Source organism: Oerskovia enterophila, assembly GCF_001692445.1.
Taxonomy (GTDB): Bacteria; Actinomycetota; Actinomycetes; order Actinomycetales; family Cellulomonadaceae; genus Oerskovia; species Oerskovia enterophila.
On sequence record NZ_MAQA01000030.1, the window covers coordinates 1 to 24115 of the forward strand.

Here is a 24115-nt window from a genome sequence, read left to right on the forward strand (position 1 = left end):
CCACTCCGCGTGCCGCTGCTCTACCCACTCCGCGTGCCGCTGCCATACCCACCGAGCTCGGCGGCACCGCCCCACCCGTCCGCCCCGGTCCCGACCCGCGGCGCCGCTTCGGCCTGCGCCGCCACTTCCGCGTGCCCGCGTGGACGGACCTGGTCGAGGTCCACTGGGGAGACCGCGTCGAGGCGTACGTGACACCCGTGGCGCCGGACGTCGTCGGGATCGCGATGCTCGGCCCCACCGGGACGCACTTCGACGAGGCCTTCACGGGATTCACCGAGCTGAGCGAGCGCCTGCGGGACGCCGAGCCGCTGGGCCCGGTCCGCGGGGCGGGCCCGCTCAGGCAACGGTCCCGACGGCGCAGCACCGGCCGGGTGCGCCTCGTCGGGGACGCCTCGGGGTACGTCGACGCCCTGACGGGCGAAGGACTGCGGGTCGGGCTCGCGCAGGCGAGCGCCGTCGTCGGGCACCTGGACGATCCCGACGCGTACGAACGCGACTGGACCCGCGTGACCCGCGACTACCGCGTACTGACGTCGGGGCTCGTCGCCTGGGCGACCTCGCCCGCGCGGCGTGCGATCGTGCCCCTCGCGGCGCACGCGCCGTGGCTCTACGGGAGGGTCGTGGAACGGTTGGCGCGCTGACCGGGGCGCTCTGGACCTACTCCTTGAGCTCGAAGAAGATCGCGTGGGTCGCCGTCGAGCCGGTGTTCTCACCCACGTGCACCTGGCCCGGCAGCCAGCGCGTCTCGCCCGGTCCGAGTTCGACCTCCATGACCCGGTCCCCCGCCGAGATGCGACGCTCGAACCCGCTCAGCGTGTACATGACGCTGTCGGGGTGATGGTGCGGGTGCGTCCGGGTCCCCGGTTCGTCGCGGTACTCCAGCACCCGGACCCGCTCGTTCTCGAAGATCGTCCGGTAGTGGTCCGGGTCGGTGACGGTCGGGTCGTCCGGTGCAGCGTTCTGGTCCTGTCCCATGCTCGCCTCGGAAGGTCGAGGCCCACCGCCGTCGGCAGGCGTTCCTTCGAGCATCCCACCGCTGACCGGCGTCGTACCCTGACCGGCACGGCGGCACCGTGACGGCGGTCCGTCGTGCCGCGTCCCGCGCAGTACGCGGCAGCCGTCAGCGGTCCGAGACGCCGTTCGCCCGCGCCCACGCGACCGCCTCGGAGCGCGTCGAGACGCCGAGCTTGCGGTAGATGCTGCGCAGCTGTGACTTGACCGTGTTGCGCGTGACGAACAACCGCGCGGCGACCTGTTCGAGGGTCACGTCTTCCGACAGGTTCGCCAGGACGACGAGCTCGCGCCGGGACAGCACGACCTCGTCCTCGACCTGTGGTGGCTCCGGTGCCACTCGTTCGGTGATGGACATGGTTCCTCCGCTCCGCCGGCCGTCCGCGGGTCCACGTCACGGTCGGTCCAGTGCTGTCTCTCTATGGGAAGAGACACCCCGGACCGGGGATCATGACGCGACTTCCCGTCATCTCGTTCGGGGAGCCTCCTCGACCGGGGCGGCCGTCCGGCCCGGAGCCCAGGTGAGGCTCAGGTGGTGGCCGGGTCGTCGGGCAGGCCCGCGTCGTGACCGAGGATCGCCGCCTGCGTCCGGTTCGACACCCCCAGCTTGACCATGGCGTGCGTCAGGTGGGTCTTGACCGTCGGCTCGGCCATGAACAGGGCACGAGCGATCTCCGCGTTGGACAACCCTGTCGCGACCATCCCGACGACGTCCCGCTCCCGTTCGCTCAGCGTGCCCACCTTGGCCCGCGCCGCCGCCTGCCGGGTGCTCATGGCCGGACCGAGCGAGTCCAGGAGGTGCCGCGTCACGGCCGGGGAGAGCATGGCCTCACCGGCCGCGGCCGCACGGATCCCCTGATGGACCTCGCTCACCGTGCTGTCCTTGAGCAGGTAGCCCGCCGCCCCGGCACGCAGCGCCGGGACGACGTACTCGTCGTACTGGAAGTTCGTCAGGATGACGACCTCGACCTCGGGCATCGACCGTCGGATCTCCCTGGTCGCCTCGATGCCGTTCATGACGGGCATCTGCATGTCCATGAGCACGACGTCGGGACGGTGCGCGAGCACGACCTCGACACCCTGGCGACCGTTCTCGGCCGTCCCGACGACGTCGAGGTCGTCGGCCGCGCCGACCAGGCTCACGATGCCCTCGCGGAACAGGCGCTCGTCGTCGACGACCACGACGCGGATCATGAGGCCTCCTGGGGGATCAGTGCTTCGACACGAAACCCGCCGTCGGGGGTCGGACCGATCGTGGAGGTCCCTCCGACGAGGGCGACCCGCTCGCGGATCCCCTGCAGCCCGTGCCCGCCGCTGGGCAGGTCGACCTCGGGGATCGCCGACCTGCCGTTCACGACCGCGACCCGCAGCACGGCCCCCTCCTGGTGGATGCCCACGGTCGTGTCGGCCCCCGGCGCGTGCCTGACGGCGTTGGTCAGGGCCTCGCCCACGATGCGCACGGCTGTCCGCTCCGCCAGGCCCGGGGGCTCTCCGGGCACGACGTCGGCGTCCACCTCGACCGGTTGTCCCACGGCCCGCGCCTCCTCGACCAGGACGGCGACGTCCCGGAACGACGGCTGCTCGATCGCCGCCGGGCCCCCGTCCCGTCCGAGCAGGTGCAGCATGCTCCGCATCTCCTCGAGCGCCTCGCGCGCCGTGTCACGGATCCGGTCCACGTCCTCGCGGACCTGCGGATCGCTGACCCGGGTCTCCAGCAGGTTGCTCTGCAGCACGACGTAGCTGATCCGGTGGGCGACGACGTCGTGCATCTCCCGGGCGAGCCGCTCGCGCTCGGTGGTCCGCACCTGGGCCGCGAGCTGCTCTGCCGCTGCGACGCCGCGGTCCCTGAGCGCGGCCGTCGCGACCCGTTCGGCACGGCGGCTCCGACCGGCCAGCCACGGCCCCACCAGCAGGAGGACGAGGACAGCGGCCACGGCAAGGTCCGACCGGCCGAACGCCAGGGGGGCGGCCGGGAGGACCAGGACCGCCGCCGCGACCACCCAGGCCCTCCCCCGTCGGGGCGTGAGCCGCTCTCCCGCGTCGAAGGCCGCGAGGATCGTGGCGGGGACGGGTGAGACCCACGACAGGAGAGCGGCGCCCACGACTGCGGGTCCCGTGAGCGCGGGCCACAGGAGCAGGGACGCCCCGACGAGCTGGGCGAGGAGCTCGACCCACAGCGGTGCGCCCTGGGCGCCGACGACCGCGCGCGAGACCGCGAGGGAGACCCCCGCGAGCGCGGCGAAGGCGGCGACCGCGGCGTCTCGCCGCGAGATCGACCCGAGGGCGGGCATCCGCATGCTGCCAGGCTAGCCAGGAACACCGTTCGAGGGCGGTCGAATGCGTACCGCCCCTCCGACAGCGTGTCCGTCATCCCGCGCCGGGGGCACGCGCCCGGGAACGACCGCAGGGCGCCCCTCCCGTGTCGGGGGGCGCCCTGCGGTCTCGTCATACCGTCAGGCCGTGAGCGTTCACCGGTCCGTGCTGGTCGCCGTCCGACGACGGCTGGCGAGCACGAGGCCTGTGCCGGTCAGGACGATGAAGGCTCCTGCGGCGGCCAGCATCCCGGCGTCCGCACCGGTCGAGGCGAGGCTCGCGGCGTCGGTCTGCCGGATCGCGGCGGCCACCGGGACGGTGTCCGTCAGGCCCAGGTTCGTCGGGTCGGTCGAGGAGACCGTCACGACCGTGCCGTCCGTGCCGACCGTGATCGGGTCGACGGGGTCCGGGACGGTGGGCGTGCCGGGGTCCGTCGGGTCGGTCGGGTCGACGGGCGCCTCGGGCTCGTCGGCCAGGCTGATGCCGACCCAGTCCCACGCGGTCGAGGGGCGGTCGAGCTCGCCGAGGCCGATCAGCCAGTGCGGGAACGTCGCGGGCATCCACTCGCCGTTCTCGTCGGTGGTCCCGTGGTTGTTGTGGTCGTTGCCCGTGTAGAAGTGCGGGCTGCCCTGCTCGGTGCCCTGCGCCGAGCCCCAGAGCTGGAACTGCGGGAGCGTCGCGACGTCGAGTCCGGCAGGTACGCGGACGAACACGCGCTGCCCCGGCGTCACGGACGAGACCGGGTTGCCGTTGGCGTCGACCAGGGTCACGCCGGCGGGCACTGCCGAGCCGTCGGCGGTGCGCAGCTCGACGTGGACGTCACCCGTCCCACCGACGAGCGAGGCCGTGAAACCGTAGTCGGTCGAGCCGTCGGTGTTCCGGACGTAGCCGTGCGAGACGAACCCCGGCTGCGGCATGACGACGTTCGCGGTGAGCCCCTGCTCGATGAGCCAGGCCGCGGTCTGCAGCGTGGCCATGCGGTCGCTCTGGCTGTTCTGGTCCCAGTTGCGCGTCCAGTCCTGCTGGAAGGTCTCGTCGGCGTCCGCAGGGATCTCCTGAGCGGTGAACTGGTCGAGAGCCTTCTGGCTCAGCGTCACGTGACCGGCGTCGTCGACGTCGAAGAACAGGCCCATGACGTCGTGACCGGTCGAGAAGTACCAGACCGCGAACTGGGTCGCCTCGTACGCGGTGTAGTCGGCACGGCGCGCGTTCTCGGACGCGACGTACTCCTCGGCCTGGGCCTGCGTCCACCACCCGTTGTCGATGTACGACTGGTACTGCTCGATCGTGACGCCGTCCTGCACGACACCGGCCCGGTCGAAGAGCGCCTGCGCGTCGATCCCGCGGGCCGTCTCGTCGGCCCCGCCCTTGTACCCGTTGACGAGCACGGTCTGCTGAGCCGACGTGTTCTCCCAGTGGATCCCCTCGGCGTCCGGCGTGACCGTCTCGTCGCCCGACCACACGTGGTACCAGTAGTTGGCGATGTCGCGGTCGTAGACCATGTGGACCGTGCCGTCGTCGTCCTTGAGCGTGTGGTGCAGGATGTGCAGCTGCGGGGTGCCGCTCCAGCCCTGCCAGTCACGTCCCGAGGTCTTGTCCCCGAGCTCCATGAAGTACCAGTAGTCGCACCCGAACCCGTCCTCGCCGCCGTCCTCCCAGTGCGGGTGGTAGTCGGCGTCGGGGTAGACCGGCGTCGACTGCAGCGCGCCGAAGGCGGACGCCACGGCCAGAGGGGTGCCGACAGCCGTCTCCGTCGTCTCGTCCGTCGCCTGCTCGACGACGTCGGCCTCGGTCACGGTCTCGTCCCCGGGGTCTGCGGCAGGCGTCTCGGCGACGGGCTCGTCCTCCTCGACAGGGTCCTCGGGAGCGAGGTCCTCGGCGGCCGGGGCCGCGGAGACCGTGGGGGCCTCGGGAGCCGGGGCGATCACCGGGTCGACCGGCGTCGTGCTCTGCGTGACGGGAACCGCGTCTCCCGCACCAGGCGCTGCCTGCTCGACGGCCGCCTCCGTCGAGGCCCCGGGGTCGGTCGTGGTGGGGGCGCCGGCCTCCGGGGCGTCGGTCCCCTCCGCGGCGAACGCCGCAGCTCCACCACCCAGCACGAGTGCGGCGGAGACAGCAGTGGTGGTGACGGTGCGAAGAACCTTCATGATCGTCGAGCTCCTACGTGGTGGGTGTGTGCGCTTGCTGCGCCCTGACCCCTCTACGTTCTCGCCCGACAGGGGATCGTCGACTCACCCCTTCGGATCGACCGTCCTCGTCCGAACGTCTCGACCTCGACCCCGGCACGACGCCTCAGGCCGTGCGGCGCAGCCCCCGCGCGACCGCCACCAGACAGCCCGCGCACAGCACCGCGACCACGGCGAGGAGCACGGTGTACCCCGCGAGCGCCGTCGCGCCGGCCAGGACCACGGGGAGCAGGAAGCCCACGTAGGACAGGCTGTAGTAGACGCCCGTGAGCCCCGCGAGGTCCGTCGGGGTCGCGATGGCCTGGACCTCGATCAGCCCTGCGACCACGCAGATCCCGTACGCGGCACCCAGCGTCACCGCGGCGACCCCGCCGAGCACGGGTGACAGGACAGCACCGTTGGCCGCGGCGAGGACCATGCCGACCAGCATCAGGACCATGCCCACGACGATCGCGCGCCCGCCCGTGCGGACGTTGATCCCCTTGACGAACGGCTGGACGGCGGCGCCAGTGCCCAGCGTCAGGACGGTCAGGAGCGTCGCGTACGCGAGCGACAGGTCGCCCGTCTGCTCGGTCACGAGCTGCGGCATGACCGCGTAGGCGATCCCTGCCGCCCCGAAGATCCACGGCGCGGCGGGCACGACGACCCGCACGAACCGGCGGTGGTGCGCGACGGGGACCCGCAGGTCGGCGAGGAGCGACGTCGTCGACCGATGGCCCCCGATGGTCTCGGTCGCGGTCGCGAGCAGAGCGAGCGCGAGCAGGCTCAGGCCCACGTGAGCGACGTAGGGCGTGATCGTGGGCCACGGCCCCCACTGGGCCAGCGCCCCCGAGACACCGGCGCCGACCCCGAACCCCAGGGTGAGCGAGAGCGACGGACGTCGCGCCCCCGCAGTCGTGTCGGCGACCAGGTCGAACGGCGCGCTCGACAGCTCCTTGACCCAGCTCGTCCCGACCGACATCGCGACCCCCACGCTCAGGCCCGCGAGGAGGCGTCCCAGGCAGATGACGAGCTCGCTGCCGAAGCCCAGCGCCAGCAGGACGCTGGCGCCGATCCCGCCCAGGACCCCGACGACGGCGAGCGGCTTGCGACCGTACCTGTCGGACAGCGGCCCGGCCACGAGGAGGCCGGGCACGAGCCCCACGACGTACATGCCGAGGAACAGGTCGACCGTGACCACGGAGTAGTTCCCGAGGTCCTGGTACATGTGCAGGAGGGGCGTGAAGTGGTTGCCACCCCAGGCCATGACGACGAGGGCCGGTGCGACACGCAGCCAGCCGGGGAGCACGCGAAGGCGGTTCATGATCTTTCTCGGAGGACGACGAAACGGGTGGAGCAGGCGAGGTGGTGGGTCCGGCGGGACGTCAGCCGTAGTTGCCGCGCTGGACGTGCGCGCGCAGCGCGGCCTCGTAGGCGTCCGCGTCCCCGGCGCGGGCGAGCGTCGCGAGCTCGCGGTGGTCGGCCAGGAGGCGCGTGGGCGAGGTCGCGTCGCGACGGACCGCGCGGTGCGTGAGGAGCTCGAGGCGCGGGCCGAGCTGCGTGAAGAGGTCCTCGATCACGTCGTTGTCCCCGGCCCGGATGACCCGGGAGTGGAACGCGAAGTCCGCCTGCGAGAACGCGAGCAGGTCGCCCTCGTGCTCGGCGACCACCTGCTGGGCGACGAGGTCGTCGAGGTCGCGAGCGACGCCGTCGGGCAGCGGCTGCCCACCCAGGGCGCGGATCGCGGACGACTCGAGCATGATCCTGACCGCCAGGAGGTCCGCGACCTCCTTGTCCGGGACCGAGGCGACCACCGCGCCGCGCTTGGGGAACAGCGTCAGCAGGCGGCACGTCTGGAGCTGGAGGAACGCCTCGCGGACCGGGGTGCGGCTGATGCCGAGCTCGTCGGCCACCTCACCCTCGGTGAGGAGCGCCCCGGGCGCGATCTCCCCGGTGATGATCGAGGCGGACACCGCGGCGAACGCACGCTCGACCGCGCTGGGGGCCAGGTCCTCGGGCTTCTTGCGGGGCGACATCGTTCGACGATAACACCTTAGATGCAAGGGGGCATCTAAGGTTCCCGTGCAACGGTGTGGTCACAGGTCCGCGCGCCCCGTCGCCCACCCCTTCCCCGGCGCATAGCCTCGTCCGACCAGCCGACCCGACCGGATGGAGCACCCGTGCAGAAGACCGGCAACGACCCCGACGAGTACCTCGCGACCGTCCCCGAACGATTCCGCGCCGACGCCCTCCGGCTCGACGCCGCGATCTCGGAGGTGATGGCGGGCCGGTCCCGGGTCCTGTGGGAAGGGGTCTTCTGGGGCGGGACCGACCAGAAGATCATCGGGTACGGCGACCTGCTCCAGGCCCGCCCCCGCGGCGGGAGCGTCGAGTGGTTCACGGTCGGCCTCGCCGTCCAGCAGAACTACCTCAGCGTGTACGTCAACGCCACCGAGGACGGGCAGAACGTCGCCCAGAAGTACGCCGACACCCTGGGGCGCGCCAAGATCGGCAGCTCGAGCGTGGGGTTCAAGGCGCTCGCGGACATCGACCTCGAGGCGCTGCTGCACCTCGTGCGGATCGCGCGGGACCAGACGGCGTAGCGCGGAACAGCCGGGCAGCAGCCAGGCACCAGCCGGGCCGAGAAGTGCTTCGCATCCCGCGCAGCGCTACCGCTCCGCGGCCGGTGCGTGCATCTCGACGCTGATCTGGCTCGCGTCGAGCACCTTGAGCGTCTCGTCCATGGCCCCCGAGCTGTAGGTGCCGTGGTCGCGCACGTGCAGCAGCTCCTCACGCTGCGCGGCCAGCACCGCGAGCCGCAGCTCGCGGTACTGCCGGTGCTGCTCGTCGGCCTCGGTGGCCTCACGGTCCACGAGGTCGTCGTGCGCGATCTCCTGGCGCACGCGCTCGATCGTCTCGGGTGCGTAGGGCGTCCCGTCGGGGCGCACGAGGCCGGGGGCGTCGATCACCTCGGAGGCCACGCGCGACAGCTCGCCCAGGAGCGCGAGGCGCTCATCGCTCTCGGTCGAGGTGTCGACCGTCAGGTCGAGCCTGCGCACGACCCACGGGAGCGTGCCGCCCTGGACGAGCAGGGTCCCGGCCGCGACGAAGAACGCGATGAGGATGAGCAGCGCCCGGTGCGGGGTGTCGGCCGGGAGCGACTGCGCCGCGGCCAGCGTGACCACACCGCGCATGCCCGCCCACACGAGCAGCACGCCCTCGCGGCGCCCGAGCGGCTCCTGCGCCAGGTAGTCGATGTCCGCGATGCGCCGCGTGAGGAACGTCTGGACGCGGGCCATGCGGGACTGGAACCGCGGGTCGTCGGCCGCGAACGGCTCGGCCCCCGGGCCGCCACGGGCCCCGGCCAGGCCGCCAGGCCCACCCAGGCCCGGGACTCCCGCGCCGCCCGGCCCACCGGGGCCGCGGCGCGCTCGGCGCTTCCGCCGCCCTGTGCCGTGCTCACGGTCCTCGATCGTCGGCAGCTCTCCGCGCTCGAGCTTCTCGGTGACCGCCGAGAGCTTCTCGCGGACCTCGGGGTTGCGCCGGTTGGAGCGCTTCATGAGCCACAGCAGCACCGCGACGAACACCGAGCGCAACGCGATGACGACGACCGCGGCCATGAGCGCGAGCCCCGCGGCCGTCCACAGGCTGCCGTGCTCCTCGCGGACCTCCTCGACGAGCCCGAACACCTCGAGGCCCATGAGCAGGAAGACCCCGCTCTCGAGCAGGAGCTCGACGGTCCGCCAGTTGGCCTTCTCGGCGATCCGGTCCTGGGGGCTCAGGTGCTTGGGCGCGCCGAGCCCCGTGACGATGCCGGCCGTCACGACCGCGACCAGCCCGGACGCGCCCAGGTGCTCCGAGGGCAGGAACGCGATGAACGGCACGACGAACGAGATGGCCGTGTTGGACGTCGCCTCCCGCACGCGCGAGCGCAGCCACAGGTTGGCCTTGCCGACGACGAACCCGATCGCCACGGCGACCGCGACCGCGTAGACGAAGTCGCCCGCGACCTGCCCGACCGAGACCGTCGCGGCCGTGGCCGCGATGGCCGAGCGCAGCAGCACCAGGGCCGACGCGTCGTTGAGCAGGCTCTCGCCCTCGAGCACCGTCACGACGCGCGGCGAGACCCCGGCCTTCTTGACGATCGAGGTCGCGACCGCGTCGGTGGGGCTGATGATCGCGCCGAGCGCGATGCCCGTCGCGAGCCCGATCCCCGGGATGAGCAGGTGGAAGAGGAAGCCCAGGACCACGGCGCTGATGACCACGAGGACCACGGACAGCCCGCTGATCGCCTTGAGATCTCGTCGGAAGTCCATCGCGGGCATGCTGACCGACGCCGAGTACAGCAGCGGGGGCAGCACGCCGGCCAGGATCCACTCGGGGTCGACCTCGACGGCCGAGACCGCGGGCAGGAACGACACCGCGACGCCCAGCAGCACGAGGATCAGCGGGGCGGCGACCCCCAGGCGCGGCGCGAGGGCGGTCACGCCGACCACCGCCAGGACGCCGGCGATCAGGTAGGGGGCGAACTCCATGGGCATCTCGTCTCGCTCGGGGAACTACTTCCTATCAGACGAAGCATCGGCCGGAGCGGGCGCTACGCGTCGCGCGAGACCCACTCGGCGGCCTGGTCGCGCGCGGTGCGCAGCATCGCGGTCGCCTCGTCCTGGTTGACGCGGGCGAGCGCGAGGGCGCCCAGCAGCAGCGAGAGCAGCATGCGCGTGCGCTGCTCGACGACCGGGTCCGCGAGCGCCGGGGTCGCGGCGCGCAGCGCGCCGGAGAGGGCGTCGCTCAGCTCGGCCCGGTAGGCGTCGACCACGGCGCGCAGCGTCTCGTCGTGCCCGGCGGGGCCGGTCGCGCAGTCGACCAGGAGGCAGCCGCGTCGCGGGGAGTCCGCGGGAAGCTGCCCGACGGCGGAGGCCAGGCCGTCGAAGTACGTCACCACGGCGGCGCCCGCCTCGCGCGGGGTGGTGCTCGTCCGGGCCGCGGCGACGAGGATGCGCAGGCGGGGGCGGATCACGGTGTCGAGGTAGTCCTCGACGGCCGCGTCGAAGAGCCCGCGCTTGGAGCCGAACGCGTGGTAGAGGCTCGACCGGTTCAGCCCGGTGGCGCGCTCGAGGTCGGGGAGAGATGCTCCCTCCAGGCCCTGGTCCCAGAACACGTCCCGGGCCGCCTGGACCACCGTGGTGGTGTCGAACGACTGCGACCTGCCCACGTGAACCACCTCACTTTCCGCGCCTCATATTGCACCGACCGGTACACAACTGTACCGTCGATTAATAGACCGAGCAGTTCACAATACCTTTCCGCCGGCAGCGGCAGGCACGAGAGCCCGCCCCTCACCCCCAAGGACACCTCCCATGACCGCGACCGCACTGGTCTTCGCCGGGCTCGCCGCAGCGATCCACGTCTACATCTTCGTGCTCGAGTCCGTGTCCTGGACGTCCCCCCGGACCCGGGCCACGTTCGGGACCACCGAGCAGGAGGCGCAGGCCACCCGCGAGCTCGCGTTCAACCAGGGCTTCTACAACCTGTTCCTCGCGGTCATCACGGCGATCGGGATCGTCGTGATCACGACCGGGAGCACGGGCGTGGGCGCGGCCCTCGTGCTGAGCGCGACGGGATCGATGGTCCTCGCGGGGCTCGTGCTGATCGTCTCGTCGCCCGCCAAGGCGCGCGCCGCGCTCGTCCAGCTCGTCCCGCCCGCGATCGCGGTCGTGCTCCTCGTGATCGCCCTGGTGTCCTGACCGCGGGCAGTCCCGCACCCACCGACCACCCCACCTGCCCGGACCACCGCACGCCGCACCGGCCCACCCGGCCGGAGCGGCGCCGTCGGGCATGCCGTACAGAACAACGACCGAAGGACCGAGAGACCCTCATGACCTCCTCCACGCAGATCCAGCTCGTCGCCCGCCCCACCGGCTGGCCCACGCACGACGACTTCCGCACCGTCCAGGTCGAGCTCCCCGAGCTCGCCCCCGGCCAGGTACGCGTCCGGAACGAGTTCGTGTCCGTCGACCCGTACATGCGCGGGCGCATGAACGACGTGAAGTCGTACACCCCGCCCTACGCGCTGGGCGAGACCATGACGGGCGGCGCCGTCGGGCGCGTCGAGGCCTCGACGGCCGAGGGCTTCGCGGTCGGCGACGTCGTGCTGCACCAGCTCGGATGGCGCGACGTGTCCCAGGCCGACGCCGCCGCGTTCCGCGTCGTCCCCGAGATCCCGGACGTCCCGCTGTCCGCCTACCTGGGCATCCTCGGCATGACGGGGCTCACGGCCTACGTCGGGCTGCTCGAGATCGCGGGCCTGCGCGAGGGCGACACCGTGTTCGTCTCCGGTGCGGCCGGAGCCGTGGGCACCGCCGCGGGCCAGATCGCGCGCCTCAAGGGCGCGGGGCGCGTCGTCGGATCGGCGGGAACCCCCGAGAAGGTCGCGCTCCTGACCGAGCGCTACGGCTACGACGCGGCGTTCAGCTACAAGGACGGGCCGGTCGCCGACCAGCTCGCCGTGGCCGCGCCCGACGGGATCGACCTGTACTTCGACAACGTCGGCGGCGAGCACCTCGAGGCCGCGCTGGGCGCGTTCAACGACTTCGGCCGCGCGGCCCTGTGCGGCGCGATCTCGCAGTACAACGAGACCGAGCCCGCGGTGGGCCCGCGGAACATGGGCAACATGGTGACGCGCAGCCTCATGCTCAAGGGCTTCACGATCGGCAACCACCTCGAGCACTTCCCCGCGTTCTCGCGCGACATGGGCGCCTGGCTCCAGGCGGGCGAGGTCGTGTTCGACGAGACCGTGGTCGACGGGATCGAGAGCTCGGTCGACGCGTTCCTCGACCTCATGCGCGGCGCGAACACGGGCAAGATGGTCGTGCGCGTCTGAGGTTCTCCGGCCGGCCTCGTGCCGGCCCGGCCCGGGGCCGCGCCTAGAACGCCACCGAGTGCGTCCTGAGCGCGGCCTCGTCGCGTGCGGGCCGGGCACCCGCCGGACCGTCGCTCCCCTGGTCCCCCTGCCCGACGGCGCCACGCGCCCCGACCGGTCGCGTCACCCCGCGCTGGTCGAGGATCGGGCGCACGCCCTCGGCGAACCAGTGCGCCTCCTCGAGGTGCGGGTAGCCCGAGAGCACGAACTCGTCGAAGCCCGCCTCGTGGTACTCCTGCACGAGGTCGGCGACCTCCTCGTGGCTGCCCACGAGCGACGTCCCGGCCCCGCCGCGCACGAGCCCCACCCCGGCCCACAGGCCCGGGTGCACCTCGAGCGACCGTGAGCGGCCGTCGAAGCGGTCGCCGTTGAGCGCGGCCATGCGCTGCTGGCCCGTCGAGGACGACGAGCGGAACTGGGCCTGCGCGGCCGCGACCTGCTCGGGCGACCACGCGTCGAGGAACTTCTCGGTGACTCCCCACGCCTCGGCCGACGAGTCGCGGCTGATGGTGTGCAGCCGGATGCCGAACCGCAGGGTCCGGCCCCGCTCGGCAGCGAGCTCGCGCACCCGGTCGATCTTGGCCTTGGCCTGGGCGGGCGGCTCGCCCCACGTGAGGTAGACGTCGGCGTGCTCGGCCGCGACGGGCAGCGCGGCCTCCGAGGAGCCGCCGAAGTAGATGGGCGGCGCAGGGTCCGGCGGCACCGGGACGCGACCGTCGCGGATCCGGTAGTGCTGCCCGTCGAGGTCGAGCGGCTCGCCCGAGAACAGCCCACGCACGACGGCCAGGAACTCGGCCGTGCGCGCGTAGCGCTCGTCGTGCTCGAGCCAGTCGCCGAACCTGCGCTGCTCGCTCTCGTCCCCGCCCGTCACGACGTTGAGGCGCACGCGCCCGCCCGAGAACCGCTGGAGCGTCGCGGCCATCTGCGCGGCGAGCGTCGGCGACACCAGGCCCGGGCGGAACGCGACGAGGAAGTGCAGCCGCTGCGTCTCGCGCAGCAGCGCCGCGGTCGTCAGCCATGCGTCCTCGCACCACGTCCCGGTCGGGGTCAGGACGGCCTCGTAGCCCAGGCGGTCGGCCGTGCGCGCGACGTCGGTGAGGTAGTCGAGCGTCGGGGCCCGGAAGGCCTGGGCCGTGCCGGGGGTCGTCGCGGCGTGCGAGGACCCGACGACGGTGCGCCCGTCCCCCGACGTCGGCAGGAACCAGTGGATCGCCGCGGTCATGTCTCCTCCGTCCGGCGCGGCCCGTCCGGCAGCCCGTCCTCGCGGGCCCGGCGGGCCGTTCGGTCGAGGAGGTGACGGGTCGCGCGCGTCGGCGGACCGTAGGCCGGGACGAGGGGCCGGTCAAGCCGTTCGCGGAAGCTCTCGCGGGCTGGGACGGGGTGCGCGCTCACCCAGGAACGCGAAGGCCACGATCGCGAGGCCCACGTAGAGCGGCACGAGCAGCAGGACGTCAGGGCTCGCCAGGTCGACCTCGACCCCCGTCCCGCGCGCCGACAGCACGACCCGGTTGACCGTGAGGAAGGCCAGGTGGGCGCCGACGCACGTCCACACGCTCCCGGTCCGGCTCGCGTCGCGCGCGTAGGCGAGCATGAGCCCGAACACCACGAGCAGCAGGGCGTACGAGACCGGGTCCTCCCCCGGAGGGACGACGCCCCACGGGAACGGCTCGACGCCCAGCAGGCGCGTGAGCCCTGCGCCCACGACGACCGACGTCGAGGCTGCCGCCAGGAACAGGGCTGTCGTGACCACGATCGCGACCCAGCGCGCATACCGGGACCGGAGCGTCGTGAGCACGTAGCCACGGAGCGAGATCTCCTCCGGCACGGCCTCGTAGAGCAGCGCGATCAGCGCGTTGGTCACGAGGAACAGCAGCAGGTCTCCGGCCGCGATCGCACGCCAGGTCACCCACCCCGCTGCGGTCGCTCCGCCCAGGACGACCAGGGCCGCAGCCAGGACGACGCCGAACCCCAGCACCGCCGTCCGGACCGCGGTGAGCGGGCCGACCAACCCGATGCCGCGCAGCGGACGGCCGTCGACCCGGCGCCGGAGGAACAGGATCGTCGGGACGACCAGCGACGTCACGAGCAGCGCGGGGACGAGTCGGGCGAGGAACCCGTCGAGTCCCCAGAGCTCTGCCGCCGCGATGCCGAGCGCGACCGAGGCACCGAGCCCGACCCCCATGACGGCGGCGCCGAGCACCGCGCGGGCGAGCGCGTGCGGGAGCGGCGGTTCGGTGGAGACGGGCGAGTCCCGACGGGCGGGCGTGGGCGGTTCTCGTCGGCCCGGCGCAGGAGGCGTGGCGCGTGCGGCTACCGGGGTCGCGGCATCGGCCGGTCGAGGGGTCCTCGTGCTGGGCGTGGTGGGATCCGCGTCGTCGGGGGCCATCGGTCCATCCTGCCGTCGGGCCGGTGCGCCACGCCAGGCCGCCTCAGGGGCGACGCGCGCTCCTCCCCCGCAGGAGGGAGACGTGGTCCGTCGCGGGCCGGTGCCGCGCCCCAGTGCGGACCCGCAAGAATCGTCCGCATGGTCATCGCCGCCCGGGCCCCCGGGTCCACCGCCCCGCCGCCGCCCTCCGGTCCAGACCGCGAACCCGGACGCTTCCGGGGGGCAGGAGCCGCCGGTCCCGCCAGTGCAGGGACCGTGCGCGGGGGCTGGCGCCCCTGGGTCTTCCCCGGCGTGCTCGCGCTGCTCGTGGGGATGCTGACGATCATGACCCCTCTCCAGCTGCCCGCCGACGGAGGGCTCTGGGACATGACGTTCGTCGGCTTCACGCTCGTCGTCCGGGTCGTCGCGATCGGCAACCTCAGCGCCGTGGTCGGGGTACTGGTCGCACGCCGTGCGACCTTGCTGGCCTGCGTGCTCGCGACGTGGCCGTTCCTCGTGACCCCGTTGATCGGAACGTTCGTGTGGGCGTGGTGGCTCGCGCTCCTCGCGATCGCCGTGGCCGTGGCCTATGACGGGTGGCGGCGCGCCGTCATTCCGTTCGCCCTGTCCCTGCTGGTCGCTGGGGTGTACTGCGCGAACGAAGTCGCTGCCCTTCTGCCGATCGGTCCTGTGACCGCCGGAACGGGCGACACCTGGATCGCGTTCATCCTCTACGCCGTGGCGAGCATCGCGGCCGTGTCCATCAGTGCTGCCGTCGGCGCGGGAAACCGCTCCCGACTCCGCGCCACCGCCGCCGACCGCGCGTCCGAGCAGGCGCACGAGGTCGAGACCGTCGCGCTCGAGCGGGCACGGATCGCGCACGACCTGCACGACGTCGTCGCGCACCACATCTCGCTCGTCGCCGTCCGCGCGGAATCGGCACCGTACGTGCACCCCGCGATGGACGCCGAGTCCCGGGTCGTGCTCGCGGAGATCGCCGAAGACGCCCGGCACGCGCTGGGGGAGCTGCGCCAGGTGCTCGCGGTGCTGCAACGCGCCGAGGGTGCCGACCGCGCCCCGCAACCTGGGTCCGGTGACATCGTGGCGCTCGTGGACGCCGCCCGCTCGGCCGGGCAGCAGGTGAAGGTCGTCGGTGACCTGCCGGTGCTGCCGTCGGCGCCGGGCCTCGTGCTCTACCGCGCGGTCCAGGAGTCGCTCACGAACGCGCGTCGCCACGCCCCGGGGCAGCCGGTGACGCTGACGCTGACGCTCGGGACGGGAGCGACGCCGTCGGGCACGGACCAGTTGTCAGAACTGAGCCGGTCGATACCCCGGGCCACTTCTGACAACAAGTCCCCGCTGGTGGGCTCCCACCAACCCACCGGTGCGTCCGACGCCGCAGCCGACACCGCTCCCCCTGAGCCTGCCAGCACACCCGACACCACCGGCACCGCCGCTACCGCCGCGCCCACCAGCACCACCGGCGCCGACAGCACCACCGGCACCCACAGCGCCTCGGCCACGCTGACCGCCCGCATCTCCAACCCCCTGGTCCCCCGCACCTCGCCCGCCGCCCCCGGCCGCGGGCTGCTCGGGATGCGCGAGCGCGTCGAGTCGATCGGTGGCTCGCTCACCGCGGGCGAGGAGGACGGCTCGTTCGTCGTCGAGGTCTCGCTGCCGGTCCACGCACCGGAGCACGTCGGCGCCCCGGAGCTCACAATGACCACGCCTACGACGCTCGCCACGTCGAGCGACGCGCCCGCGCCCTACACCCCCCACGGGACCGGCGCACCCGACGGGACCGGCGCGTGACCCGCGTCGTCGTCGCCGACGACCAGCCCGTGGTCCGCTACGGCTTCGCCGCGATCCTCGACGCGGCGGACGACATCGACGTCGTCGGGTCGGCGGGGAACGGGGCCGAGCTGCTCGACGTCGTCGCCGCCCACCGGCCCGACGTCGCTGTCGTGGACGTGCGCATGCCCGTCATGGACGGGATCGCCGCGACGGCCGAGATCTGCGCACGCCACCCCGGCACGAGCGTCCTCATCCTCACGACGTTCGACCTCGACGAGTACGTGTTCGACGCGCTCCAGGCCGGGGCCTCGGGCTTCCTGCTCAAGGACACCCCGGCACCCCGGCTGGTCGAGGGTGTGCGTCTCGTCGCGGACGGCTCGATGCTCCTGGGCCCGACCATCACGCGCCGCCTGGTCGGCGACTTCGCGCAGCGCACGACCCGGGCCGCCCCCGGGATCGAGAACCTCACGGGCCGCGAGCGCGAGGTGCTGCTCACGGTCGCCCGCGGGCTGTCGAACGCGGAGATCGGTGCCGAGCTGTTCATCACCGAGCAGACCGTGAAGTCGCACGTCTCCGAGGTGCTGCGCAAGCTCGCGTGCCGCGACCGGGTGCAGCTCGTGATCGCGGCGTACGAGTCGGGGCTGGTCGGGCTGTCGGAGCGAGCCTGACCTCGACGCCGCGCCGCGCCGGGTCCCGAGCCCTGGTGCGGGCGGCCGCCCACGTCGATACTGGCCGGGTGCGCCGCACGTCCTCTGGCAGGTCGCGGGTCGCCGTCCTCATGGGCGGCGGGCTGCTCCTGGGCGCGCTGAGCGGGTGCGTCGCGGGAAACCCTCCGCCGCCCACCACCTCGGTCGCGCCGAGCGCGCTCTCGGCGGGCAACACTGCACCGGCACCCACCCCCTCGAAGCGCTCGCCCCCGGCGCCGCGGGCCCTTCCCGAGCCGACCACCGCGTCACCGGAACCCGGCGTGACCGAGTTCAGCGCCGCCGTCGGGCCGGTCACTCCCGAGCTCGCAGAGCGCATGACGCCCACGTCGTGGCGCGAGGGCTGCCCCGTCGCGCTCGCCGACCTGCGCTACCTGACCGTGTCCCACCGGACGTTCGACGGGGGTGTCGCGACGGGCGAGCTCGTCGTGCACGCCGACGTCGCGGACGGTGTCGTCGAGGTGTTCCACGACCTGTTCGACGCGGGCTACCCGATCCGGTCGATGCGGCTCGTCGACGACTTCGGGGGCGACGACGACGCCTCGATGGCCGCCGACAACACCTCGGCGTTCAACTGCCGCCCGGTCGCGGGCACGGACCGGTGGTCCGAGCACGCGTACGGCCGCGCCCTGGACCTCAACCCGGTCGAGAACCCGTGGGTCTCGGGCGACGCGGTCGAGCCGCCCGCCGGAGCCGAGTTCGCGTCGCGCCCTGCGGTCGCAGGCGTGATCGCGCCCGACGACGCCACGGTCCGCGCGTTCCTGGCCGCCGGGTGGCTGTGGGGCGGGTACTGGACGGGGCCGGTCGACCATCAGCACTTCTCGACGACCGGGACATGACGTCCTCACGGGCACTCGATCGTCCCTGCGCCCGGCGGTGCAGACGGCCGACCGACCGACGATGCAAGCACATCGGCAGATGGCTCCTACGATGAGCCGTGAGTTCCGACTGGTTCGACCTGGCCACCCAGGGCACCGAGAGCGGTGAGCTGGCCCGGTCGATCGACTGGTCCGCCACCTCGATCGGCGCGCCCGACACCTGGCCCAAGACCCTGCGCGCCGCCGTGCGGCTGTGCTTCAGCACGCGCTTCCCCATCTTCATCGCCTGGGGCCCCGAGCTCCTGATGATCTACAACGACGGCTACCGTCCCATGCTCGGCGAGGACAAGCACCCGGCAGCGATGGGCGCCCCGGCGAGCGCCGTGTGGGCCGAGATCTGGCCGGAGATCGAGCCGCTGTTCGACTCGGTCCTCGCCACGGGCGTCCCTACGTGGTCCAAGGACCAGCCCCTGATCATGAACCGCTCGGGGTTCGACGAGGAGACGGCCTTCACGTTCTCCTACAGTCCCCTGCGCGACGAGGAGGGCACGATCTGCGGCGTCATGGACGTCGCGACCGAGACCACCGACCACGTGGTCGACGCCCGGCGCCTCCAGACCCTGGGCACCCTGACCGCTGCGCTCCAGCGGCTGCAGGGCGACGTGGACGAGCTCGCGGCCGCGACGGTGGCCGTGCTCGGACGCAGCCAGGACGTGACCCGGGCGGACCTGTACCTCGACACCTCGGCCGGGCTCGTGCCCTTCGCCTCGACGCACGAGCGTCATGACGAGTCGGTCCCACCGCACGTCCTGCGTGAGGTCGCCGACCGGCGCCGCCTGGACCACGTCGGCAACGCGCTCGTCGCACCCCTCGCTGCGACGCGTGACCGCGTCGCCGCGGGCGTGATCGTCCTCGAGGGCAACCCGCACCGGCCCGACGACGACGCCCAGCGCTCGTTCCTCCAGCTCGTGGCGTCCGCGGTGGGCACGGCGCTGAGCAGCACGCTCGCCCAGATCCGCCAGGTCGACGAGCTGCGCACGGTCGCGAACGCGCTCCAGGACGCGATGCTCCCCGACGACCCGACGGCCCCCGGCTGGCACACCCGCTACCGACCGGCCGACGACAGTCTCCTCATCGGTGGCGACTGGTACGACGTCGTCGACCTGTCGGACGGGCGGTTCGGCCTGGTCGTCGGCGACTGCGTGGGCAAGGGCCTGCGTGCCGCCGCCGTCATGGGTCAGCTCCGCAGCGCGAGCCGCGCCCTGCTCCTCGAGAACCTCGGTCCGGCCGCGACGCTCGAGGGCCTGGACCGCTTCGCCCGGACGTTGCCCGGGGCCGAGCTCGCGACCGTCCTGTGCGCGATCGTCGACGAGAACGCCCGGACCATCACCTACTCGGCCGCAGGTCACCTGCCACCGCTCGTCGTCAACAAGGCCGAGACGTGCTGGCTCAACGACGGTCGGGGAACGCCGCTCGCGCTCACCTCGCTCCCTCGCCAGGAGGCCACCGCGGCGCTCGACAGCGGTGACGCCGTGATCCTCTACACCGACGGGCTGGTCGAGCGTCGCGGCGAGCACCTGTCGGAGGGCCTGCGGCGGCTCGCGGACGTCGCGCTCGCGATCCGCGAGGAGCGCCCCGCGGCCGACCTCCCGGACGAGCTGCTCGCCGAGCTCCTCTCCGGCGGGGCGCGCGACGACGTCGCGCTGCTCCTCTACGAGGTCCCCTGAGGCCTCGGAGGCCGTCGCCTGCCAGGGTCCGCGACGCGGCCCGGAGGACGACGGAACCGCGCTAGCCAGGGCACGAGCCGCACGCGCGTCTCAGGCCAGGCCGGCGTCGTGCACGCAGATCGCGACCTGCACGCGGTTCTCGGCCCCGAGCTTGTCGAGCACCCGCCCCACGTGGGTCTTGACGGTCGCGACGCTCAGGAACAGCGCCGCGGCGATGTCCGCGTTGGACAGCCCCGACCCGATCGCGACCGCGACCTCCCGCTCGCGCTCGGTCAGGCGCGACAGACGCTCGCGCGCGGAGGCCGCACGGTCGTCGGCCGGCGCCCGCGCGACCGCGGCGATGAGCTGCTGCGTGACCGACGGCGACAGCATCGAGCGCCCCTCGGCGACGAGGCGGACCGCCGCGACCAGCTCGGCGGGCGGGGTGTCCTTGAGCAGGAACCCGGCCGCGCCCAGCCGGAGCGCGGACAGCACCATGTCGTCGGCATCGAACGTCGTGAGCACGATGACCTTGAGCCCCGGGTCCGCGGCGCGCGCGATCTCCAGGGCCGCGAGGCCGTCGCGGCGCGGCATCCGGATGTCCATGAGGACGACGTCGGGCCGGGCGCGCGCGATCTCCGCGACCGCCGCGACGCCGTCGGCGGCCTCGCCCACGATCTCGATCGACCGGTCGCCGCCCAGGATGAGGCGCAGCCCGGCACGCACCAGGGTCTCGTCGTCGACCAGGACGACCCGCAGGGGTACCGGATCGGGGGTCTCGGGGGTCACGTCCACGGGAGCCACGCTCTCACGACGAAGGACCCGGCCCCGTCGGGCGCGGCACGGAGCTCGCCGCCCGTGAGGCGGGCGCGCTCGGCGAGCCCGGTCAGCCCCAGGCCCGACGGCGGCGCACCCGACGTGCGCGAGGCGGCGCCGTCGTCGGGCACGCGGACAGTGCAGAGAGTGACGAGCGGGTTGGTGACCCGCAGCACGAGCCCCTCCCCCGGCTCCCCCGAGATCTCGACGCGCACGGGCGCTGCGGGAGCGTGCTTGCGCGCGTTCGTGAGCGACTCCTGGAGGATCCGGTACGCGCTCCGGCTCGTCTGCTCCGGCAGGTCCGGGAGCCGCTCGGCCGTCGCGGGGGCGATCTCGCAGCCGACGTCGGCGTCGCCACCACCGAGGCCGCGGACCTCGTCCAGCAGGTCGGGCAGGGCGTCGAGCGTCGGCTGAGGGCGCTCGGGCACGCCCGCCGGGACGTCGGTCTCGCGCAGGACACCCAGGACCTCGCGCAGCTCGGTCATCGCGAGGTGCGCGTTGTCCTGGATCACGGCGGCGGCCGCCGACGTCTCCTCCCGCGTGAGGTCCGTGCGGTACGCGAGCGCCCCGGAGTGCATCGCGACGAGCGAGATGCGGTGCGCCAGGACGTCGTGCATCTCGCGGGCGATGCGCGTGCGCTCGGTCGTCCGCGCCTGGTCGAGCCGCGCGGCCTGCTCGCGCTCGGCCGTCTCGGCACGCTCGCGCAGCGAGACCAGGAGGTCGCGACGGTTGCCGATCGAGACGCCGATCGCCACGAGGAGACCGTAGACGAGCACCGAGAGCACCACGAGGACCGCACCCCACCACGGGAGGTCGAGCGTCGGGTGCAGGGCCTCGAACGCGAGCGTCGACGCCAACCACACGATCCCGACCGCAGCGATCTCCTGCCAGCGGCGGCGCGTCGCGAGCGAGACCAGCACGATGCAGACCGCACCGAGCGCGAAGCCCGAGAACCCCGAGAGTGCCGCGAGGATCAGGGCGATCGTCAGGGGTGCGTGCCGGCTGAACGGCATCAGGACGATCGCGACGACGCCCAGGAAGAGGTCGAGCAGCACGAAGAGCCCCTGGCGGGCGGTCGGCTCGACCGGGATGTCCGAGAGCACGAGCCCGAAGGTCAGGAACCCTGCCCCCAGCGCAACGGCCAGGCGCCAGAGGATGCCCCAGGCGGAGCGGGGGACGTACGTGTCGGTCGGCATGCCGCGAGACTATGCGCGCGGCCCGCCGGGGCACATCGGCAGTCGGGACGACCCTGCGTCAGACCAAAGGATCAGTGCGGAGCCCGCTGGCTCCCCGGGCGGGCGGCTGGCGGCCTGGCCCGTGAGTGCGGAGTTCTTGCGCGACACGCCGGGCGTTTCGCGCAAGAACTCCGCACTCAGCGCGCGATCGTCAGCTCTCGCCGTTCGCCGCACGGTACGCGGTGAGGACCGCCTTGGGCAGGCGGCCCTTGGGGCTCACGGTGTGGCCGTTCGCGAGGGCCCACGCGCGGATCGCTGCGGTCGTCTCGCCGGGCAGCAGGTAGGCGGTGCTCTTGGGTGCCACGGCGGTGGCGGGCTCGACGGCGGCTTCAGCCTCGACGACAGGCGCGGGCTCGACGGCGGCCTCAGCCTCGACGGCGGGCGCGGGCTCGACGGCGGCCTCAGCCTCGGCGACAGGCGCGACGACCTGCTCGGCAGGCTCGACGGCGGGCGCCGTCTCGAGGACGGGCTCTCCTGCCTGCTCGGCCGCTTCCGGGGCGACCGGCTCGGCCAGCTCGGGCGCGGTCTCGGGCTCTGCGGCAGCAACCGTCTCGACCGCGTCGACCTCGATCTCCACGACTGCCGACTCGTCGACCGGCGTCGCCGACGCTGCGTCGACCTCGGTAGCCGCGACGTCCGTGTCGGACTTGGTGACCTCAGTGATCTCGGTGACCTCAGCGGTCTGGGGCTCGACGGGTGCGTCGGCCACGGCGGGCTTCGCCGCGGCGACCGGCACGACGGGCGCGGACTCGAGGACCGGCTCAGCAGGCTCGGACGCAGCTTCCGCGACCTCGGCAGCCGGCTCGACCGGCTTCACCGGCTCGACCTGCTCGACCGTCGCGACCTCGACAGCGACCTCCGACTCCAGCACCTCCTCGCGCTCGAGGACCGCGATGGCGACGGGCGTCGCCGCGGGCTCGACGGCAGCGGCGGGGGCGGGAGCCTGTGCTGCGGCAGGTGTCTCGACGGGCGCCTGCTCGACGGCCGGTGCGACGGGGGTCTTCTGAGCGTCGTCGAACAGCGACGCGACGCTCACCACCGGTGCGTCCTCCGCCTTCTTCCGACGACCCTTGAACCAGCTCAGCAGACCCATGACGACCTCTCCGCGAACGATGCCCACACCGACCGATGTGCGCGCGTCAACTCTTTCACATCTCGGACGAAGGCCCCGCGGGCGCCCATGTCCTCCGGGCCCGGCGTCTCGACAACTCGCTCGACCCGGGCACCCGGGGCGCGATGTACTGGGAACGAGCACGCCTCGCACCGCCGATCGACCACGACCCCCGCAACCCGCCAGGAGCCCCATGCCCCCGACCACCGCGCACCCCGACGCCGACCGCGAGCGCCTCGGCCTGCACGCGGACTGCGAGAGCTGCTTCGGGCTGTGCTGCGTGGCGCTGGCGTTCACGCGCTCGGCCGACTTCCCGATCGACAAGGACGCCGGCGAACCGTGCCGGAACCTGCGTCCCGACCACAGCTGCGGGATCCACCCCGAGCTGCGTGAGCGCGGGTTCGTGGGCTGCACGGTCTACGACTGCTTCGGCGCGGGCCAGAAGATCTCGCGCTCGACCTTCGCGGGCCAGGACTGGCGCGAGCACCCGGAGGTGCGGTCGTCGATGTTCGCGCTGCTGCCCGTGCTGCGCCACGTCCACGAGCTGCTCTGGTACCTCACCGAGGCCCAGGCGCTGACGCTGGGCCACGACGTGTCGCTCGCGGCGGAGCTCACCCAAGCCGTCGAGCGGATCGACCTCCTCTCGACCGGCTCAGCGGACGAGCTGCTCGCCCTGGATCTCGGGGCGCTGCGCGACGGCGTGAACCCCCTCCTGGTGCGCGCGAGCGAGGCGGCCCGTGCCCGCTCGGTGCACCAGCCGCGGGGCAGGCGCGCGGACCGCCGGGGTGCGGACCTGGTCGGGCGGCGGTTGGCGGGCGCGGACCTGCGGGGCGCGAGCCTCCGCGGCGCGCTGCTCGTGGGGGCGGACCTGCGGGGCGCGGACCTGCGCAGCGCCGACCTCGTCGGGGCGGACCTGCGCGGGGCGGACCTCTCGGGCGCCGACCTCACCGACGCGCTCTTCGTCACCCAGGTACAGGTCGACGCCGCGCGGGGCGACGCGACCACGCGGCTCCCCGCGGGCCTGACCCGCCCGGCGCACTGGGGCGCACCGCCCGTGGCGAGGTCGCGCGCCCGGCGCGCGTGACGCCGTCGGGCAGGAGGACAGCCCGGCGGCGCAGCGGCGTCCGCGGCGAGTCCCCCCGGGGCGCCGCTCCC

At 73.3% G+C, this 24115-nt stretch carries 22 protein-coding genes and 1 pseudogene; 9 read left to right on the forward strand and 14 right to left on the reverse strand.

Annotated elements, in window-relative coordinates:
- Positions 1–641, forward strand: a pseudogene (locus tag OERS_RS12625) (monooxygenase); the annotation flags it as partial.
- A 16-nt stretch (positions 642–657) separates the two neighbouring features.
- Here the strand turns inward: OERS_RS12625 and OERS_RS12630 are convergent.
- The 7 genes from OERS_RS12630 to OERS_RS12660 form a co-directional block, all read right to left on the reverse strand.
- Positions 658–975 carry a cupin domain-containing protein gene (locus tag OERS_RS12630; protein WP_068626030.1) on the reverse strand — a complete coding sequence of 106 codons (318 nt, stop codon included), beginning with the start codon at positions 973–975 and terminating at the stop codon, positions 658–660.
- A 145-nt stretch (positions 976–1120) separates the two neighbouring features.
- Entirely contained in the window at positions 1121–1369 is a 249-nt protein-coding gene (locus tag OERS_RS12635; protein WP_056654260.1) for a helix-turn-helix domain-containing protein, read from the reverse strand.
- 170 nt (positions 1370–1539) lie between these two features.
- Entirely contained in the window at positions 1540–2205 is a 666-nt protein-coding gene (locus OERS_RS12640; protein ID WP_068626031.1) for a response regulator, read from the reverse strand.
- Positions 2202–3308, reverse strand: a complete 1107-nt coding sequence (locus OERS_RS12645; protein ID WP_139107822.1) for a sensor histidine kinase — start codon at positions 3306–3308, stop codon at positions 2202–2204. The genes OERS_RS12640 and OERS_RS12645 overlap by 4 nt, the downstream gene beginning before the upstream one ends.
- 171 nt (positions 3309–3479) lie before the next feature.
- Complete coding sequence (locus OERS_RS12650) at positions 3480–5471, reverse strand: hypothetical protein (RefSeq protein WP_068626033.1); 1992 nt, start codon at positions 5469–5471, stop codon at positions 3480–3482.
- Between the two features lie 145 nt (positions 5472–5616).
- Complete coding sequence (locus tag OERS_RS12655) at positions 5617–6813, reverse strand: MFS transporter (protein WP_068626034.1); 1197 nt, start codon at positions 6811–6813, stop codon at positions 5617–5619.
- A 61-nt stretch (positions 6814–6874) separates the two neighbouring features.
- Positions 6875–7525 carry a GntR family transcriptional regulator gene (locus OERS_RS12660; RefSeq protein WP_068626035.1) on the reverse strand — a complete coding sequence of 217 codons (651 nt, stop codon included), beginning with the start codon at positions 7523–7525 and terminating at the stop codon, positions 6875–6877.
- A gap of 144 nt (positions 7526–7669) precedes the next feature.
- Here OERS_RS12660 and OERS_RS12665 point away from each other — a divergent pair, with 144 nt between their 5' ends.
- The gene (locus tag OERS_RS12665; RefSeq protein ID WP_056654250.1) at positions 7670–8092 is read left to right on the forward strand and encodes a hypothetical protein; all 423 of its coding nucleotides are present in this window, start codon (positions 7670–7672) and stop codon (positions 8090–8092) included.
- 66 nt (positions 8093–8158) lie between these two features.
- On the opposite strand, the gene OERS_RS12670 is transcribed toward OERS_RS12665, so the two are convergent.
- Entirely contained in the window at positions 8159–10024 is a 1866-nt protein-coding gene (locus OERS_RS12670) for a cation:proton antiporter (protein ID WP_068626036.1), read from the reverse strand.
- A 62-nt stretch (positions 10025–10086) separates the two neighbouring features.
- Positions 10087–10704 carry a TetR/AcrR family transcriptional regulator gene (locus OERS_RS12675; RefSeq protein ID WP_068626037.1) on the reverse strand — a complete coding sequence of 206 codons (618 nt, stop codon included), beginning with the start codon at positions 10702–10704 and terminating at the stop codon, positions 10087–10089.
- 145 nt (positions 10705–10849) lie between these two features.
- Between OERS_RS12675 and OERS_RS12680 the strand changes: the two genes are divergently transcribed.
- Positions 10850–11236, forward strand: a complete 387-nt coding sequence (locus tag OERS_RS12680) for a DUF1304 domain-containing protein (RefSeq protein ID WP_068626038.1) — start codon at positions 10850–10852, stop codon at positions 11234–11236.
- Positions 11237–11367: 131 nt separating this feature from the next.
- Positions 11368–12372, forward strand: a complete 1005-nt coding sequence (locus tag OERS_RS12685; RefSeq protein WP_068626039.1) for an NADP-dependent oxidoreductase — start codon at positions 11368–11370, stop codon at positions 12370–12372.
- A 43-nt stretch (positions 12373–12415) separates the two neighbouring features.
- Here OERS_RS12685 and OERS_RS12690 read toward each other — a convergent pair whose 3' ends face one another.
- Together OERS_RS12690 and OERS_RS12695 are read right to left on the reverse strand one after the other, a co-directional pair.
- Positions 12416–13633 (reverse strand): LLM class flavin-dependent oxidoreductase, encoded by a 1218-nt coding sequence (locus tag OERS_RS12690; protein WP_068626040.1) that lies wholly within the window; start codon positions 13631–13633, stop codon positions 12416–12418.
- 120 nt (positions 13634–13753) lie between these two features.
- On the reverse strand, positions 13754–14797 hold the full coding sequence (locus OERS_RS12695; protein WP_139107823.1) for a CPBP family intramembrane glutamic endopeptidase: 1044 nt from the start codon (positions 14795–14797) through the stop codon (positions 13754–13756).
- 255 nt (positions 14798–15052) lie between these two features.
- Here OERS_RS12695 and OERS_RS12700 point away from each other — a divergent pair, with 255 nt between their 5' ends.
- The 4 genes from OERS_RS12700 (at position 15053) to OERS_RS12715 (ending at position 19819) form a co-directional block, all read left to right on the forward strand.
- Positions 15053–16588: a sensor histidine kinase gene (locus OERS_RS12700; RefSeq protein WP_068626042.1), complete on the forward strand. Its 1536-nt coding sequence runs from the start codon at positions 15053–15055 to the stop codon at positions 16586–16588.
- Positions 16585–17238: a response regulator transcription factor gene (locus OERS_RS12705; RefSeq protein WP_056654226.1), complete on the forward strand. Its 654-nt coding sequence runs from the start codon at positions 16585–16587 to the stop codon at positions 17236–17238. Before OERS_RS12700 ends, OERS_RS12705 begins: the two co-directional genes overlap by 4 nt.
- 68 nt (positions 17239–17306) lie before the next feature.
- The gene (locus tag OERS_RS12710) at positions 17307–18113 is read left to right on the forward strand and encodes a M15 family metallopeptidase (protein ID WP_248948546.1); all 807 of its coding nucleotides are present in this window, start codon (positions 17307–17309) and stop codon (positions 18111–18113) included.
- Between the two features lie 98 nt (positions 18114–18211).
- The gene (locus OERS_RS12715; protein WP_068626044.1) at positions 18212–19819 is read left to right on the forward strand and encodes a PP2C family protein-serine/threonine phosphatase; all 1608 of its coding nucleotides are present in this window, start codon (positions 18212–18214) and stop codon (positions 19817–19819) included.
- 90 nt (positions 19820–19909) lie between these two features.
- Here the strand turns inward: OERS_RS12715 and OERS_RS12720 are convergent, their stop codons facing one another.
- From OERS_RS12720 to OERS_RS12730, 3 genes are all read right to left on the reverse strand, one after another.
- Complete coding sequence (locus OERS_RS12720) at positions 19910–20593, reverse strand: response regulator (protein ID WP_248948548.1); 684 nt, start codon at positions 20591–20593, stop codon at positions 19910–19912.
- The gene (locus tag OERS_RS12725; RefSeq protein WP_068626045.1) at positions 20584–21810 is read right to left on the reverse strand and encodes a sensor histidine kinase; all 1227 of its coding nucleotides are present in this window, start codon (positions 21808–21810) and stop codon (positions 20584–20586) included. The genes OERS_RS12720 and OERS_RS12725 overlap by 10 nt, the downstream gene beginning before the upstream one ends.
- A 190-nt stretch (positions 21811–22000) precedes the next feature.
- Positions 22001–22942: an Lsr2 family DNA-binding protein gene (locus tag OERS_RS12730; protein WP_139107824.1), complete on the reverse strand. Its 942-nt coding sequence runs from the start codon at positions 22940–22942 to the stop codon at positions 22001–22003.
- 211 nt (positions 22943–23153) lie between these two features.
- Between OERS_RS12730 and OERS_RS12735 the strand changes: the two genes are divergently transcribed.
- Positions 23154–24044, forward strand: a complete 891-nt coding sequence (locus OERS_RS12735; RefSeq protein WP_068626047.1) for a pentapeptide repeat-containing protein — start codon at positions 23154–23156, stop codon at positions 24042–24044.
- Positions 24045–24115 lie beyond the last annotated feature (71 nt).

Bases quoted from the DNA above. Each gene is read 5' to 3' on its own strand.
- OERS_RS12695 (WP_139107823.1), bottom strand. From the start codon at position 14,797: ATGGCCCCCGACGACGCGGATCCCACCACGCCCAGCACGAGGACCCCT.
- OERS_RS12660 (WP_068626035.1), bottom strand. From the start codon at position 7,525: ATGTCGCCCCGCAAGAAGCCCGAGGACCTGGCCCCCAGCGCGGTCGAG.
- OERS_RS12735 (WP_068626047.1), top strand. From the start codon at position 23,154: ATGCCCCCGACCACCGCGCACCCCGACGCCGACCGCGAGCGCCTCGGC.
- OERS_RS12670 (WP_068626036.1), bottom strand. From the start codon at position 10,024: ATGGAGTTCGCCCCCTACCTGATCGCCGGCGTCCTGGCGGTGGTCGGC.
- OERS_RS12640 (WP_068626031.1), bottom strand. From the start codon at position 2,205: ATGATCCGCGTCGTGGTCGTCGACGACGAGCGCCTGTTCCGCGAGGGC.
- OERS_RS12650 (WP_068626033.1), bottom strand. From the start codon at position 5,471: ATGAAGGTTCTTCGCACCGTCACCACCACTGCTGTCTCCGCCGCACTC.
- OERS_RS12730 (WP_139107824.1), bottom strand. From the start codon at position 22,942: ATGGGTCTGCTGAGCTGGTTCAAGGGTCGTCGGAAGAAGGCGGAGGAC.
- OERS_RS12655 (WP_068626034.1), bottom strand. From the start codon at position 6,813: ATGAACCGCCTTCGCGTGCTCCCCGGCTGGCTGCGTGTCGCACCGGCC.
- OERS_RS12680 (WP_068626038.1), top strand. From the start codon at position 10,850: ATGACCGCGACCGCACTGGTCTTCGCCGGGCTCGCCGCAGCGATCCAC.
- OERS_RS12630 (WP_068626030.1), bottom strand. From the start codon at position 975: ATGGGACAGGACCAGAACGCTGCACCGGACGACCCGACCGTCACCGAC.
- OERS_RS12635 (WP_056654260.1), bottom strand. From the start codon at position 1,369: ATGTCCATCACCGAACGAGTGGCACCGGAGCCACCACAGGTCGAGGAC.
- OERS_RS12685 (WP_068626039.1), top strand. From the start codon at position 11,368: ATGACCTCCTCCACGCAGATCCAGCTCGTCGCCCGCCCCACCGGCTGG.
- OERS_RS12645 (WP_139107822.1), bottom strand. From the start codon at position 3,308: ATGCGGATGCCCGCCCTCGGGTCGATCTCGCGGCGAGACGCCGCGGTC.
- OERS_RS12690 (WP_068626040.1), bottom strand. From the start codon at position 13,633: ATGACCGCGGCGATCCACTGGTTCCTGCCGACGTCGGGGGACGGGCGC.
- OERS_RS12725 (WP_068626045.1), bottom strand. From the start codon at position 21,810: ATGCCGACCGACACGTACGTCCCCCGCTCCGCCTGGGGCATCCTCTGG.